Genomic DNA, 15,235 nt, shown 5'->3' with positions numbered 1-15,235 from the left:
ACCGCGGAGCTTGTGCGCACAAGCCGTGCAAAGTGCCGATTCGCCGGTTCTGCGCATTCTGCTCACCCGTGCCGGGTGGTCTATGCTGCGCCAATGGCCACTGAGGGCGCGCCGGCCGTGCGATTGAGGACTCAAGTTCTGCTGTTGCAGATCGTGGTGGTCACCCTCACCCTCGGCGTCGCCTTCGCCGTTTTCGGCTATCTCAGCGACGGGCGCCTGCGCGACGGCTACGGCCAGCGCGCCCTCGCGATCGCGCGCACGGTCGCGGCCGAACCCGTGGTTCGCGAAGAGGTCACCAAGTACGCGCCCGGGGCGATCGGGACCGATCCGCAACTGCGCGAGCAGCTCGCCGCCGGTCCGCTGGAGCGCATCGCGATCGACACCACGCAGCGCACCGACGCGTTGTTCGTGGTGATCACCGACGATTCGGGGATCCGGCTGGCGCATCCGGACGCGGCGCGGATCACCGAGCACGTGAGCACCGATCCGTCCGGCGCGCTCGCCGGGCGCGAGGTGATCGCCGAGGAGCGCGGCACGCTCGGCGACTCGGTGCGGGCGAAAGTTCCTGTGCTGGAACCTGGTTCGGACCGTATCGTGGGCGCGGTGAGTGTGGGCATCGCCACCGGCGCGGTACGCGACCAACTGCTCGACGATCTGCGCACCGCGGGGTTGCTGGTCGGCGCCGCGCTGCTGGTCGGGATCGCCGGATCGATGCTGCTGGCGCGGCGCTGGCGCGGGCTGACCCTAGGCTTGGAGCCCGCCGAACTCGCCGAACTGGTGCGTGGTCAGGCGGCGGTGCTGCACGGCATCGGCCGCGGCGTGCTGGCGGTCGACGCCGCTTGGCGCACAACGTTCGTCAACGACGAAGCGCGCAGGCTGCTCGGCATCGGCGCGGAGATCGGGCGGCCGGTGGACGAGATCGGGCTGACCCCGCGCGTGCTCGAGGTATTCCGCGGGCTGGACGAGCAGCCTGCGTCGGCCACGGTCGGTTCGCACATCGTCGTGGTCGCGGCGCGGCCGGTCCATCGGGATCGGCGCGATCTGGGCGCGGTGCTGACCGTGCGCGACCGCACCGATGTGGAGGCGCTGACTCGCCAGCTCGACGCGGTGCAATCGATGAGCACGGTGTTGCGCGCGCAGCGCCACGAGTTCTCCAACAAGATGCACCTGATCAGCGGGTTGCTGCACGGCGGGCGCACCGAGGAGGCCTCGCGGTCGATCGATGAGATGATCGGCGCCGGTCCGCTCGGGGCGGCCGCGCCCGGCATCGACGCGATCCACGACGCTTACCTCCAGGCGTTCCTCGCCGCGAAGGCCGCGCACGCGCGCGAAGGCGGCGTCGAGCTGGTCCTCGGCCCGAACACCTGGGTGGACGGCAGCCTCGCCGATCCCGTCGACGTGACCACCGTGCTCGGCAATCTGCTGGACAACGCGATCGAGGCCGTGCGCGCCGCCGAGAATCCGGTCAAGCAGGTGGAAGTCGAGCTGGTGCAAGAGGATTCGACGCTGCACATCGTCGTCGCGGACAGCGGTGACGGCGTCGCGCCGGAGCTGATCGACGTCCTGTTCACCGAGGGCACCTCGACCCGCGACAGCGGCGATGTGCCCGGCGGCCGCGGCGTCGGACTGGCGCTCATCCGGCAGATCGCCCGCAATCACGGCGGCGATGTCCGGCTGGCCAGTCCGCGCGGGGGAACTCCCCCGTTGACCGGTGCCGAATTCATTGCCCGCATACCCGAAGTGCTCGTAGACAGTAAGGCGTCATGGCTCCATCAGATCTGACCGTTCTCGTCGTCGACGATGATTTCCGCGTGGCGAATCTGCATGCCGGGATCGTCGACTCCATCGCGGGTTTCACCGTGGCGGGCACCGCCAACACGGTGACCACCGCGCGCGAAATCCTGGCCGCCGACTCCGTCGACCTGGCCCTCGTCGACGTCTACCTGCCGGATGGTTCCGGCATCGAGTTCGTCCGCGAATTACGCTGCGACGCCATGGTTCTGACCGCGTCCACGGATAGCGGCGCGGTCCGTGCCGCCCTGTCCGCCGGCGCGCTCGCCTTCCTCGTCAAGCCCTTCCCGCACACCGAACTCGCCGCGCGCCTGGCCGGCTACGCCCGCTACCGCCGCATCCTCACCGCCCCGCAGGTGGACAACGCGCGCGTCGACGCCGCCCTCCAGGCCCTGCGCCCGGCCACGATCACCCACGCCCCGGCCACCGCCGCCTCCCCTACCAAAGACCTTGTCCTGCACTCGATCCTCGAAGCGGGCACCCCGCTCTCGGCCGGCGAGGTGGCCACCGCCATCGGCATCTCCCGCGCCACCGCCCAGCGCTACCTCGCCACCCTCGTCGGCACCGGCACCCTGCGCATGAGCCTGCGCTACGGCAGCACCGGGCGCCCGGAGCAGGAGTACTCGGCGGCTACCCGCGCGGCGAAGACGGATCGCTGACCCGGGCCGGGAAGCGGCGGGCCCAGGTTTCGTGTTCGATACGGGCGGTGTTGATCACCGTGCAGAGCAGGCGGTACCAGCCGGTGGTGGTGATCAGTTCGAGGATCTGGTCGTCCGGGTAGCGAGCGCTGAGTTCGGCCCAGAGTTCGTCGGAAACTGTTGCGGTGTCGTACATTTCGTCGACCAGACGGAGCAGGACGGTGTCGTCCGCCGACCAGGCCGGGTCGTCGGGTGCGCCGATGACGGTCGCGTCGATCTGGTCGGCGGTCAATCCGACCTCGGGGGCCTGGAGTACGGCGTGGATGCCCCATTCGTATTCGGCGTTCGCGCGGGCGCAGGTGCGGAGGATGACGATCTCGCGGTGGCGCGGCGGGATGCGGCCGTGGCCGAGGATGCCCGCGCCGAGAGGACGCATGCGGCCGAAGAGGTCGTCGTGCAGGGCGAGGGTACGGAACAGGGCCAGGGGTTCGACGGCCGCGCCGGGCGGCATCCATTTGCGCAGCTGCGCCTCGATTTCGGGAGCGTACGGCGGGCTGAGCGGGACGATGCGCGGGGTGTCACCCATGGTAGATCCTCATGCTTGCGACGATGACGGAGTATTCTCGCTTCGAAAAAAAGAGCAAGGATGGTGACGATGGTAGCTTCGGAATCCGAAGCGGGCAAGACTCCGGCGGTCGGCGAACCGGTCCGCGGATCGCAGTCCGGGCGGCCGATCATGGTGCTGCTGGATCTCCTCGGCCGGCGGTGGGCGCTGCGCGTGCTGTGGGAGTTGCGCGACGGACGCGCGGTGACCTTCCGCGAGTTGCAGAAGCTGTGCGGCGGCGTATCGGCCAGCGTGCTCAATGATCGGCTGCGCGAACTCCGCGAGGCCGGGATCGTCGCCGCGGAACCCGACGGCTACCAGCTGAGCACGGACGGCCTCGACCTCGTCGCCGCGCTCGCACCCCTACAGGTGTGGGTGCAGAGATGGGCCGAGCACTGACGCACGCCTCCTGATTTCCCGCACCGAGAATTGCATGCGAATTCCGGTGCGGGAAATCAGAAGGCGTGCGGATGCTTCGGCGGCGCGCCTAGGCGGTCGAGGCGGGCGAGGGCGCGTTGGCCACCGCGAGGTATTCGATGACCTGATGCAGGTCCGGGTACAGCCGGTGGGCGAGGCTGCGGGACTCCTCGGTCGGCTGCACCAGGTCGGGGACCAGGATGCAGCGCAGCCCGGCCGCGTGTGCGGCGCGCAGACCGTTGGTCGAATCCTCCAGCGCGAGTGTGGTTTCCGGCTCGCCGCCGAGCGCCGCCATGGCCTTGAGGTACGGCTCGGGATCGGGCTTGCCCTTGGTCACGTCCTGACGGGTCACCACCGCGTCGAACCGATCCGCAAGGCCGGCCAGCTGCAGATGATGGTCGGCGCGATCGCGCGACGACGAGGTGGCGATCGCCTTCGGCACACCCTGCGCTTCCAGTGCGTCCAGCAGTTCGACCGCGCCCGGCTTGGTCGCCAGCCGGCCGCTGTCCACCAGCACGCGCAGGTGCTCGTCGTGCAGCGCGAAGTACTCCTCCAGCGGGAAGCCCCGCCCGTACGCGGCCGCGGCGAGGGTCCGGCAGCGGTCGGCGGGCACGCCGATCATGCTGCGGCAGAACTCGATCGGCAGCTCGTAGCCGAGCTCGGCACCCGCGGTGACCAGCGACTCCATCGCCAGGCTCTCCGAGTCGATGAGCAACCCGTCCATATCGAAAACGACTGCGCGAACCGGATTTTCGGCGTTCATCCGATACTCCCTTCCGACTGCGGCGCCAACCTGCGCCGGACCGCGGCCTCGACGCCGTCGCGGCCGATCTCCGCCAGGGCATCACCGACCTGTCGCTGCACTCTATCCAGTTCCGGCAGCGTGCCGAAAATATCGGTGCGCTGCAAGAACGCCTGCGCACAGCGGTGCGGATCGCTGTCCACCAGCACGGCGAGCGAGTCCTCGCGCGGGTCGATCAGCTCCATCACCGCGCCCGGGGCGTGGCTCGCGGTGAACCAGCGGATCCAGGCGGCGATCAGCAGGGTCGCGCCGGGCGTGGGCCGGCCCGCCTCGATGTTGTCGCGCAGTGCGTCGACGACCCGGGGCATCATCTTGTCCGAACCGTTGCGACCGATCCGCGTCATGTCCTGGGCAATGGCCGGATTGCGGAATCGGCGCATCAAATCGTCTACGGTTCTGCGCAATTCGGGTTGCCCGAGGGCCAGCGTCGGCCCCTGCTCGTCCAGCATGAACTGCCGGGCCAGCGCGGCGAGCGCCGGGCTGGCGGTCGCCTCGGCGATGGTGCGGTGCCCCGCCACGCCGCCGAGGTAGGCGAGCAGCATGTGCGTGCCGTTGAGCAGGCGCAGCTTCGCGAGCTCGTAATCCCTGACGTTGGCGACGAATTGGGCACCACCGAGTTCCCACTGCGGGCGCTCGCCCTCGAAGTCCTCGATCGTCCAGGTCATGAACGGCTCGGCGGAGACCGGCGCGAAATCCTCGATGCCGCCGAGCCAGTTGCGCGCCACCGCGGCGTCGGTCGGCGCGGTCGGCTGCACGATGCGGTCCACCACGCTGTTCGGGAACTGCACATGCCGGGCGATCCACTCGGCGAGATGATCGTCGCGCAGCAGCGCGAAATCGATGACCGCGCGGCGCAGGGTGCTGCCGTTGGCGCACAGGTTGTCGCAGCTGATCACCACCGGCGGGGTGCCGCCGCGGCGGCGGACCAGCTCCAGCCCCTGCGCGAGCATGCCGATCGGGGTGATCGGCCGGGTCGGCGAGCGCAGATCGTGGCGCACGCCGGGGCAGTCCACCTCCAACCGGCCGGTGACCGGTGAGACGCAGTAGCCGCTGGCCGTAACGGTCAGCGTGACGATCTTGACCCGTCGGTCGGCGATCCGCTGCGGCACGCCGATCAGGTCCGACGGAGCATGGATGGCCTCGGTGATCGAGCCGACCACCTCCACCCGTGCCTGCCCGTCCTCGTGCAGCAGCGTGGTGTACAGGTGGTCCTGCGCGCGCAGCGCGTCGACCACGGTCGGGCGGTTGATCGCGACGGCCGCGATGCCCCAGCGCGGATCGCCGGTCTCGTTCATCGCGTGCTGGGTAGCCAGGGCCTGGTGCGCCCGGTGGAAGGAGCCGCAGCCGAGGTGCAGAATTCCGGTGCTCAGGCTCCGCGGAGCAAACCCCGGCCTGGCGACCGTGGCGGGCAGTCTGGTGAGCATGTCGGCGGACAGGCGCGGCACCACCTTGCCCGGTATCCGGGACGTCATTTCGGTTCGAGTTTTCTTCGCCGTAATCAGCGGCACACGCATGTGCGGCCTCCGTTGGGTCTGCGAGAAGGGGCGATATAGAACGCCGTATCAGCATTGACTAAGCGCCGTTTCACACGGTAGGTCAGGACCGCCGGTATTTCGACAGCAAACTTCGAATCGACCAACTGAAGGCAGTTCGCCGCAGGTCATCGGCCCTATTGCAAATATTCCGTAAAGCACCACTTCAGACCGCACGAATCGGCGTCCACAAGCAGAAACAGGCGTTGCCGCAATGCGCGTTCGTGACATCAGTCACGCGCTGTAATTTCCGATTTGCCCGATAGGGAAAGCTTTAAGTTTACTCTAAGATTTGCTGAGTAATTGCCGGATTATCACCGGAGAATACGGTGTAAATACACCCCCTGGAGGGACGCGGAACGGCGAGAAGGACTGTCGCATACACGGTTCCAGATGGAACAAAACGGAGGACGGCGTCGAGGCGCAGCAACCGTCCGGCACGGATCGTAAGCATGGCTAAGGTTGCCTCGCGGTTGCGGACGGACGATGGTCAGATCGAACCAGCCGCGATACCCACTCGATCATGAGCCGAATCCCCGGGACGATCCGCTAGCGTCGAGATATGAGCCTGGACGTCGCAGTTGTCGGATACGGATTGGCCGGGTCGGTCTTCCACGCTCCGCTGATCGCCGCCGAACCACGGATGCGGGTCGCGGTGGTGGTCACCGCCAACCCCGAACGCGCGGCCCAGGCCGAGCGCGAACACCCCGGCGTGCGGGTCGTCGCCACAACGGACGAACTCTTCGCGGATCCGTCCGGCATCGACCTGGCGGTCATCGCGACGCCCAACCGCACGCACGCCCCGCTGGCCGCCCAGGCCTTGGACGCGGGCCTGCCGGTGGTCGTCGACAAGCCGTTCGCCGTGACCGTCGCCGAGGGCGAAGACCTGGTCAAACGGGCCGAGCAGGCGGGCCTCGCGCTGACCGTCTTCCAGAATCGACGCTGGGACGGCGACTTCCTGACCGCGCGTGCCCTGATCGAGGCGGGCAGGCTCGGCGAGGTGCGCCGGTTCGAATCCCGCTTCGAACGCTGGCGCCCGGTGCCGAAGGGCGGCTGGCGTGAGGTGGGCGGCGCCGCCGACGGCGCGGGACTGCTCTTCGACCTCGGCAGTCATCTCATCGATCAGGCGCTGACGCTGTTCGGGCCGGTGAAATCCGTTTACTGCGAACTGGATCGGCGGCGCCCCGGCATAAAGACCGACGACGACGCCTTCGTCGCGCTCACCCACACCTCGGGTGTCCGCTCGCACCTCTGGATGAGTGCCGTTGCGCCGCAACTGGGTCCGCGCTTCCGCGTGCTCGGCTCGCAGTCCGGTTACGTCGTCTACGGCCTCGATCCACAGGAGAGCGCGCTACGCGACGGCCGCCGCCCCGACGACGGCAAGCCTTGGGGCACGGTCGAATCCGAGAACTGGGGCGTGCTCGGCGCGGAACCCGCCGTCGAACCGGTACCCACCATTGCGGGCGACTACCCCGCCTTCTACGCCCAATTGGCCGCCGCCCTGCTCGACGGCGGCCGGGTTCCGGTCGACCCGCGCGACGCCGTCGCCACCCTGCGCATCCTGGAGGCCGCCCGCAGATCGGCCGCCGAGGGCGAGGTAGTCACCGGGTAAACGCAGGCACCCCTCGATTATTGGGCTGGCGGCCCGCGCCGGAGATCGATAACGTCGACGCTCGGTGTCGGCCGCACGCGGGTCGGCCGTTCGGCTGAGAGGAGACCCGCATGGGTTCAACGATTTTCGCGGTCTTCTTACCGCTGGCCCTGGCCTTGGTGATGTTCGGGCTCGGATTGACCTTGGCCGTGGACGATTTCGCGCGGGTGCTGCGCTATCCCAAAGCCGCGGTGATCGCCCTGCTCTGCCAGATGGTGCTGCTGCCCGCGGTCTGTCTCGGCTTGATCTACTTGTTCCAGCTCGAAGGCGCACTGGCCGTGGGCATGCTGCTGCTCGCGGCGTCGCCCGGCGGGCCGTCGGCCAACCTGTTCAGCCACATCGCGGGCGGCAATGTCGCGCTGAACATCACGCTCACCGCGATCAATTCGGTGCTCGCCGTGTTCACCATGCCGTTGATCGTCGCGTTCGCCTACAGCCGGTTCATGGACGGCGACGGGTCGTTCGGGCTGCGCCCGGACAAGTTCGCGCAGGTGTTCGCGATCGTGCTGGTACCGGTGGCGATCGGCATGTGGGTGCACCGGCGGTTCACCGGCTGGGCCGAGCGGATGCGCGGGAACGTGAAGATCCTCTCCATCGTGGTGCTCGCGCTGGTGGTGCTCGCGGCCGTGGCGAAGAACTTCGGCACGCTCACCGAGAACATCGGCAAGCTCGCCTCGCTCAGCCTGCTGTTCGCCGTGATCAGCCTGGCCGTCGGCTATTTCGTGCCGCGGCTGGGCAAGGTCGACGCGGATCAGGCGATCGCCTCGGCCATGGAGATCGGCATCCACAACGGCGCGATCGCCATCGCCATCGCCGGGTCCGTGCTGCACAACGACGCGATGGCGGTGCCGGGCGCGGTGTACGGGGTGCTGATGAACATTCCCGCGGCGATCGCGGCCTATCTGCTGGCGAAGTATGTGCGACATGATCGTCCGGCGCCGGTGCCGAGCGCGGTGGCCGGTTGACAACCGGTAACTGAACCGGACAGCGCGTCGCCGGGTAGGTAACCTTTCGATGTTCGACACTCGAAGGGAACCAGCATCGCGATGCGACCGCTCGGCGCAGACGATCCGGCGCGGATCGGCGACTACCGGATACTCGGCGTGCTCGGTGCGGGCGGCATGGGCCGGGTCTACCTGGGCCGCAATGCCGGTGGCCGGACCGTCGCGGTCAAGGTGATCCGGCCGGAACTGGTCGGCGACAACGAATTTCGCGAGCGGTTCCGTCGCGAGGTCACCGCGGCGCGACGGGTCGGCGGGCAGTTCACCGCGCCGGTGCTGGACGCCGACGTGGACGCCGATCCGCCGTGGCTGGCCACCGGTTACGTGGCCGGATTCTCGCTGACCGAGGCAGTCGGCGAGTACGGACCGTTCGCCGAGAACTCGCTGCTGGTGCTCGCCCACGGGCTGGCCGAGGCGCTGGTCGCCGTGCACGCCGCCGGCCTGGTGCACCGCGACCTGAAGCCGTCCAACGTGCTGCTGGCCCTCGACGGCCCCAAGGTGATCGACTTCGGCATCGCCCGCGCGATCGACGACAGCCAGTTCACCACCACCGGAAAGGTCATCGGCTCACCGGGATTCATGTGCCCGGAGCAGGTGACCGGCGACCCGGTCGGGCCGGCGAGCGACGTATTCGCGCTCGGCGGGGTGCTGGTGTTCGCGGCCACCGGGCAGGGTCCGTTCGGCATCGGCGCGATGGTGCAGATGCTCTGGCGGGTCGTCTACGAGGAGCCGCGCCTCGACGCGGTCCCGGATCGGCTGCGCCCCCTGATCGCCGCCTGCCTCGCCAAGGACCCGGCCGCCCGGCCCACCCCCGAACGCATCATCGCCGACCTGACCGCCCTCGGCCTCCCCGGCCGCGGCGGCTGGCTCCCCGCCCCCGCGCTGGAAGAGGTCAGCCGGCGTGCGGTGCAGTTGCTGGACCTGGACTCCGGGCCGTTCGACGTGCCCGACGCGTTGAGCAAGCAGCCGAATCCGACCCGGACGGCGGAAACGGTGGTCCGGCCGGTCACGGATCCGAATGCGCGGCCGGTCACCAACGCGAATGCGCGGCCGGTCACCGACCCGAACGCGCGGCCGGTCACCGACCCGAACGCGCGGACCGCGACCAGCATGCCCGCCTCCGGACAACCGGACGTCACGCCGCGATCATGGTGGCGGGGTGCGCCCGATGGTTCGAACCCCTCGCCGTACGCACCGGCCGCGCCGCAAGACCGGTCCCACACCCCGCAGCGCGCACACCGATACGTCGCTCCGCAAAATGCGTCGTACAGCGCTCCGCCCCCGCAGGACGGGCCATACAGCGCGTCGGGCGCACAGCCCCCGCGCCGCCGCATCGCATTGATCGCAGGCGGACTGGTTCTCTGCCTCGTAATAGCGATCGCGGCCTTCGTCATAACCAAGCAGTTCACCGACTCCGACCGCACCACAGACCAGTCCACCTCGACGCCCGGCAGTGCCGCCGCGGAATTGCCGGAGGCGTTCGTCGGCGAATGGAAAGGCGTCGCCAAGGACAAAATCGCCGGCTTCGACATCGTGCTGACACTGAACGCGGGCACCGTCGGCGAGGAACTCGGCACCTCGTCCAATACCGGCAAAGTGGTCGGTATGACCTGTGGCCGAGCCGAAACGCTGACGGCCGTCGACGGCGAGGAACTGACGCTCACTGCGCGCCTCACCGAGGACAGCGGCGGCTGCAACGACGACGGCAACACCACCCACCTCCAGCTACTCCCCGACGGCACGCTGTCCTATCGCACCGCCAGCGTGATCGGCGACATGTCCGGAATACTCAGCAAAACCTCATGACCCGGCTTGCGCTACCGGTTAGCTGAGGAAGTGGCAGACTGCGAAATATGGGCGATGCTTTGGGCAGCAGGTCAATACCAACCATCTCCTGCGCGGGGCGCGTGCGAGCGCAGGCCGAGGCGCATCAGCGGGCGGGACGGCTAGCCGCCGGGCTCGCGGCGGCGGGGGTGCGACCGGGAGATCGGGTCTCGATGATGATCCGCAACGACATCGAGTTTCTCGAGGTATCCCTCGCGGTCGCGGCGTGCGGGGCGAATTCGGTGCCGATCAATACCCGCTGGCAGGTGCCGGAGGTCGCGCACGTGCTCGGCGACAGCGGTGCGCGACTGGTCATCGCGCACACCGAGTTCATCGACATCGTCGAAAAGGCCGTGCCGCACTCCGATACGCCGATTCTCGAGATCGCCATGCCGGCCGAACTGCTCGCCGCGACCGGCGCGGACGCGGCGCTGGCCGAGCCGACCGGCAGGCACGCCACCTTGGAACAGTGGATCGAGACGCACGCCGAACCGCTCGGCCGCATCGAGGGCTCGCGCGACGACTCGACCGGCCTGATCTACACCTCCGGCACCACCGGCAAACCCAAAGGCGTACTGCGCGAACGCATGACGCCGCACCAGTGGCTGTCCGTCGCCGGCAGCGCGGCCAAACGACTCGGCCTCACCCCGCGCGGGCACGCGGTGATCCCCGGCCCGCTCTATCACGCGAGCCCGAACGGCATTGCCACACTGGCGCTTCGGGTCGGCACCGACATCACCATCATGCCGCGCTGGGACGCCGAGGAATTCCTGCGCCTGATCGACGAGCGCCGCATCACCCAGGCCAAGGTGGTGCCGACCATGCTGTCGCGGCTGCTCTCGCTGCCCGCGGACGTGCGCGCCCGCTACGACGTCTCCAGCCTCACCCATCTCATCCACTCCTCGGCCCCGTGTCCGCCCGCGGTGAAACGGGCCGCGATCGACTGGTTCGGCGACGCGCTGACCGAGTACTACGGTTGCGCCGAAGCGGGCACCATCACCTGGATCTCGGCCGCCGAGTGGCTCGCCCATCCGGGTAGCGTCGGCCGCCCGGCGGACGGCGCGGCCGTCGTCGTCCTCGACGACGCGGGCGATCCGCTGCCCTCCGGCCGGACCGGTCAGGTGTTCGTGCGCGGCGCCGACTACTGGCCGAAGTTCCGCTACCTGCACGACACCGGCGAATCGCCCGGTCCGCTACCGGATTTCCTCGCCGTCGGCGACCGCGGCTACCTCGACGAGGACGGCTACCTCTACCTCACCGGGCGCTCCAGCGAGCTGATCATCTCCGGCGGCGTGAACATCTATCCGGCCGAGATCGAGAACGCGATCATGGCCATGGACGGCGTCGAGGACGTCGCGGTGTTCGGCATCCCGCACTCCGGGGATCTCGGCGAAGTCGTTGCCGCGCAGGTCGTTCCGCGCCCGGGCGCGGAGCTGACCGAGGACGGCATCCGGGCAGGTCTGGCCGGGCAGCTCGCCGCGTACAAGGTGCCGAGGGTGCTGCGGATCGTGACCGAACTCCCTCGCGACGATGCCGGAAAGATCTACAAACGTCAGCTCCGAGCGGAGATGTCCGACGCCGGATAAGGTGCGGCGGTGGACAGAGCCGAATGGGTCGAGCGGGGCACCTCCATCGTCGACCGCTTGACGACAACGCAAACCCAGCCGCCGTGGTGGCTGGTGGCCGGCGCGGGCGTCGTGGCGCTCGTGCTGGTCGGGTACACCCCCGTCTGGCGGTACACCCGCAATATCGTCACCATCGCGCACGAGGGCGGGCACGCGCTGGTCGCGCTGCTCACCGGGCGCAAGCTCAACAGCATCCGATTGCATTCGGACACTTCGGGTCTCACCGTGTCGAGCGGAAAACCCTACGGGCTGGGCATGATTCTGACGACGATGGCGGGTTATCCGGGACCGCCGCTGCTCGGGCTCGGCTTCGCCGCGCTGCTCGGCGCGAGCCGGATCACGTTGATGCTGTGGGTGGCCATCGCGCTGCTGGCCGGGGTGTTGATCATGACGCGCAATGTGTACGGCATGCTGACGGTGTTCGCGGTCGGCGCGACGGTGTTCGCGGTGTCCTGGTTCGGTACGGACACGCTGCAGGCGGGTTTCGCGTATCTCGGCGCGTGGTTCCTGCTGCTGGCCGGGGCGCGGCCGGTGATCGAATTGCAGCGCGGGCGATCGCGGCAGTTGCGCAGCCGCTACCAGGAGGACGTGGCCTCCGACGCGGACCAGCTCGCGCGCCTCACGCACCTGCCCGGAATCCTGTGGGTCGGGTTGTTCGGGGTGATCGCCCTGGGGTCGCTGGTGATCGGCGCGGGCTTCCTGATCTCCGACATCTCCGGCGTCTGCCTGCCCGGCGGAGTCTGCGCGCCCGGGCAATAACCCTTTGGAGCCACGCGAGTCGCTGCCCGCGGACCATTCGGTCGGCTAATGTTGGGCCACCTCCGGTTTCGCCGGAGCGTTTCCTCTCGCCCTCGCCGGCGCCGACCGTCTGCGCACGATCGCCCGTCGCCGACGCACAACGCGGTGCGCGAACATCCCGGAGCCGCACATGATTACAACCATCCGCCTAGCCGTCGTCTCCACCCTGATCCTCGGCTGCGCCGGCCTGTTCGGCGTCGGACCGGCCGCCGCCGTCGCCGACTCGGCCTGCGGTAGCGCGCTGTCGCCCGCCGAGATCTCCTCGATCGCCGAGCTTTCGGACACGAGCACGCTCACCGGCTCATCGATGGATCGGTTGGAGCGCGCCGTCGACAACCACCGGCAGCTCACCCGGATCCTGGTCGAGCACCGCGATCTGCGTGGCGTCTTCGCGCTCGGCCTCGATGCCGTCGAGCAGGCCGCGGTGATGCCGTTGCAGCGCGACCCGGCGTCGTTCACCGATCCGGAGTGGGCGCATCGGATCAGCCTGGAGCTGCTGTCGCGCTTCCTGCGTAACGTGCACGCCGAGTTCACCGGTGGGCCTGCCGATCCGCAATGGACCAACTACTTCGCGCTCGCCCGCCGGTGCGAGCTGTCGCCCGCGCGCGTCGCGATGGCCGGATACAACGCGCATCTGTCCGTCGACCTGGCCTATGCGGTGGCCGCGGTCGGCGGCACGACCGCGAATGCTCCGGATTACTTCAAGATCGTCGACTCGATCGCGCAGCAGGGTTCGTTGATCATCTCCTCGACCAAGGAGATCTATCACGGCGACCTCGGGCCGCTGTGGCGGTTCTATTTCGTCGGCGAGGGTCTCGATCTGCTCTTCGGCGAGGGTGTGGCCACGCCGCAACTGCTGCGGCTGGCCGATCTCGGCGCCAATGTGGTGATTTTCGGCAACGGACTCGCGCTGACCGATCCGGCGCTCGCGCCGGCCGCCCGGGTCGAGATCGACGCGTTGTGGCGCAGCGCCGACGTGGCATTCGAGGTGCTCACCCGACTCGGTGGGCTCTAGCCTGTTTAGCTTTCCGAATTCGCGGCACGCCTACTCCTGAGACGAACGAGCGAAAGGAGTTTCCGGTATGTCGGAAGAGCTGAACGGGAAGCGCGTACTGATCATCACGTCGAACACCGGCGTCGAGCGCGATGAGCTGCTGGTTCCGCAGAAACAGCTGGCGGACAAGGGGGCGACGGTCGTGCATGCCGCGCCCAAGAACGAGCAGGTGCAGACCTTCGAGCACGACACCGAGAAGGACGTGACCGTGCAGCCGGACGCGTCGTTCGACGATCTGGATGTGGACGACTTCGATGTGCTGGTCGTGCCCGGCGGCACGGTCAACGCCGACAAGCTGCGCACCGAAGATCGCGCGGTCGAGCTGGCCAAGGCGTTCGCCGGGGCGGGTAAGCCGATCGCCGCGGTCTGCCACGGGCCGTGGCTGCTCGTGGAGGCCGAACTCACCCCGGACAAGACGCTGACGTCGTATTTCTCGCTGCGCACCGACGTGCTCAACGCGGGCGGCCGGTGGGTCGACGAGCCGGTGGTGCGTTCCGCGGAGAACGACTGGGCGCTCATCACCTCGCGCAATCCGGGCGACCTGGACGACTTCTGCCGGGCGATCACGGAGGAACTGGTCGGGACGTCATAGGTCGGCCGCAGCCGCAGAGCCACCTCGGTACGGCTACGCGGTGGTTCCACGCGGCAGCCGCACACTTCCTGATATCCGCACGCGTGTCGATGCGGCGAGTCGATGTGCGGTGCGCCAGAAGGTGTGCGGCTGACGATTCAAGCAGGCTCGCCTAAAGGCCGTGCAGTAACGCCGAGGTTTCGCGGGCCAGCTCGGCAGGGTCGCGGGTGGCGTCCACGGTGTCGCCGCGTTCGTCTTCAGCCAGCGGCTCCAGCGCGGCGAGCTGGGAGTCGAGCAGGCTCGACGGCATGAAATGGCCGGTGCGATCGGCCATTCGGTGCGCGAGTTCCTCGTGCGACGCGGCCAGATGCAGGAAGAACGCGTCGGGCGCGGCGGCGCGCAGCCGGTCGCGGTAGATCCGCTTGAGCGCAGAGCAGGTGATCACCCCGCCCTGCGCGGATCGTTCGGCCATCCAGGCCGCCACCTTGTCGAGCCACGGCCAGCGGTCCGCATCGTCCAACGGGATCCCGGCCGCCATCTTGTCGACGTTCGCCTTGGGATGCAGATCATCGCCCTCGCCGTACTCGACCCCCAGCTCTGCCGCGAGCGCCCGGCCGACCGTCGACTTGCCGGACCCCGACACCCCCATCACAACCACGACGGGCAGCGCTCGTTCCGGCACCTCGGCTCCTTTGCTCGTACGCACGCCCATGATGGGCGATGCACATCTCCGATGCGACATTAGCGCGAGCTCGGAATGCCCGAATACTGCCGGGTGCGTCGCAACAACCGACTTCCAGTCACGGTCCACTCGGCATACGTTGTTCGTCGAGCGGGACATAAGGGCAGGACCACCAGCGTTTTGCCGCCGCGATGTCCCACTCGGTATTCGTCCGTTCACCCAGCGGGACTTTCCGGGGTATCCGA

14 protein-coding genes are annotated in these 15,235 nt (G+C 68.6%); 10 read left to right on the top strand and 4 right to left on the bottom strand.

The features are described 5' to 3' along the window. Positions 1-93: 93 nt before the first annotated feature. Both ACFYO1_RS35570 and ACFYO1_RS35565 read left to right on the top strand, forming a co-directional pair. On the top strand, positions 94-1,782 hold the full coding sequence (locus tag ACFYO1_RS35570; RefSeq protein WP_387241162.1) for an ATP-binding protein: 1,689 nt from the start codon (positions 94-96) through the stop codon (positions 1,780-1,782). Further along, on the top strand, positions 1,764-2,450 hold the full coding sequence (locus tag ACFYO1_RS35565; RefSeq protein ID WP_387241159.1) for a response regulator: 687 nt from the start codon (positions 1,764-1,766) through the stop codon (positions 2,448-2,450). Before ACFYO1_RS35570 ends, ACFYO1_RS35565 begins: the two co-directional genes overlap by 19 nt. Here the strand turns inward: ACFYO1_RS35565 and ACFYO1_RS35560 are convergent. Further along, positions 2,422-3,015, bottom strand: a complete 594-nt coding sequence (locus ACFYO1_RS35560) for a carboxymuconolactone decarboxylase family protein (protein WP_387241156.1) — start codon at positions 3,013-3,015, stop codon at positions 2,422-2,424. The two genes, ACFYO1_RS35565 and ACFYO1_RS35560, sit on opposite strands and share 29 nt — an antisense overlap. Before the next feature lie 69 nt (positions 3,016-3,084). Between ACFYO1_RS35560 and ACFYO1_RS35555 the strand changes: the two genes are divergently transcribed. After that, positions 3,085-3,432 carry a winged helix-turn-helix transcriptional regulator gene (locus ACFYO1_RS35555; protein ID WP_387241153.1) on the top strand — a complete coding sequence of 116 codons (348 nt, stop codon included), beginning with the start codon at positions 3,085-3,087 and terminating at the stop codon, positions 3,430-3,432. An 88-nt stretch (positions 3,433-3,520) separates the two neighbouring features. Here ACFYO1_RS35555 and ACFYO1_RS35550 read toward each other — a convergent pair whose 3' ends face one another. Then, positions 3,521-4,213 carry an HAD family hydrolase gene (locus tag ACFYO1_RS35550; protein WP_387241150.1) on the bottom strand — a complete coding sequence of 231 codons (693 nt, stop codon included), beginning with the start codon at positions 4,211-4,213 and terminating at the stop codon, positions 3,521-3,523. After that, entirely contained in the window at positions 4,210-5,766 is a 1,557-nt protein-coding gene (locus ACFYO1_RS35545; protein ID WP_387241147.1) for a mannitol dehydrogenase family protein, read from the bottom strand. The genes ACFYO1_RS35550 and ACFYO1_RS35545 overlap by 4 nt, the downstream gene beginning before the upstream one ends. A 580-nt stretch (positions 5,767-6,346) precedes the next feature. On the opposite strand from ACFYO1_RS35545, the gene ACFYO1_RS35540 reads away from it, so the two are divergent. From ACFYO1_RS35540 to ACFYO1_RS35510, 7 genes are all read left to right on the top strand, one after another. Further along, on the top strand, positions 6,347-7,396 hold the full coding sequence (locus ACFYO1_RS35540) for a Gfo/Idh/MocA family oxidoreductase (protein WP_387241144.1): 1,050 nt from the start codon (positions 6,347-6,349) through the stop codon (positions 7,394-7,396). A 110-nt stretch (positions 7,397-7,506) separates the two neighbouring features. Further along, positions 7,507-8,400, top strand: coding sequence for a bile acid:sodium symporter family protein (locus ACFYO1_RS35535; RefSeq protein WP_387241141.1), 894 nt, complete (start codon positions 7,507-7,509; stop codon positions 8,398-8,400). Between the two features lie 81 nt (positions 8,401-8,481). Next, complete coding sequence (locus tag ACFYO1_RS35530) at positions 8,482-10,242, top strand: protein kinase (RefSeq protein ID WP_387241138.1); 1,761 nt, start codon at positions 8,482-8,484, stop codon at positions 10,240-10,242. 47 nt (positions 10,243-10,289) lie between these two features. Continuing rightward, positions 10,290-11,846 (top strand): AMP-binding protein, encoded by a 1,557-nt coding sequence (locus ACFYO1_RS35525; RefSeq protein WP_387241135.1) that lies wholly within the window; start codon positions 10,290-10,292, stop codon positions 11,844-11,846. Positions 11,847-11,855: 9 nt separating this feature from the next. After that, positions 11,856-12,644, top strand: a complete 789-nt coding sequence (locus ACFYO1_RS35520; protein ID WP_387241131.1) for a M50 family metallopeptidase — start codon at positions 11,856-11,858, stop codon at positions 12,642-12,644. 169 nt (positions 12,645-12,813) lie between these two features. After that, positions 12,814-13,698 (top strand): DUF5995 family protein, encoded by an 885-nt coding sequence (locus ACFYO1_RS35515; RefSeq protein WP_387241128.1) that lies wholly within the window; start codon positions 12,814-12,816, stop codon positions 13,696-13,698. Between the two features lie 67 nt (positions 13,699-13,765). Then, positions 13,766-14,329, top strand: a complete 564-nt coding sequence (locus ACFYO1_RS35510; protein WP_387241125.1) for a DJ-1/PfpI/YhbO family deglycase/protease — start codon at positions 13,766-13,768, stop codon at positions 14,327-14,329. Between the two features lie 151 nt (positions 14,330-14,480). Here the strand turns inward: ACFYO1_RS35510 and ACFYO1_RS35505 are convergent, their stop codons facing one another. Beyond that, positions 14,481-15,020, bottom strand: a complete 540-nt coding sequence (locus ACFYO1_RS35505) for a gluconokinase (protein ID WP_387241122.1) — start codon at positions 15,018-15,020, stop codon at positions 14,481-14,483. Positions 15,021-15,235 lie beyond the last annotated feature (215 nt).

Origin of the sequence: Nocardia sp. NPDC006044 (genome assembly GCF_042871115.1) — a bacterium.
GTDB lineage: Bacteria > Actinomycetota > Actinomycetes > Mycobacteriales > Mycobacteriaceae > Nocardia.
This window is presented reverse-complemented; position numbering and strand designations above follow the sequence as displayed.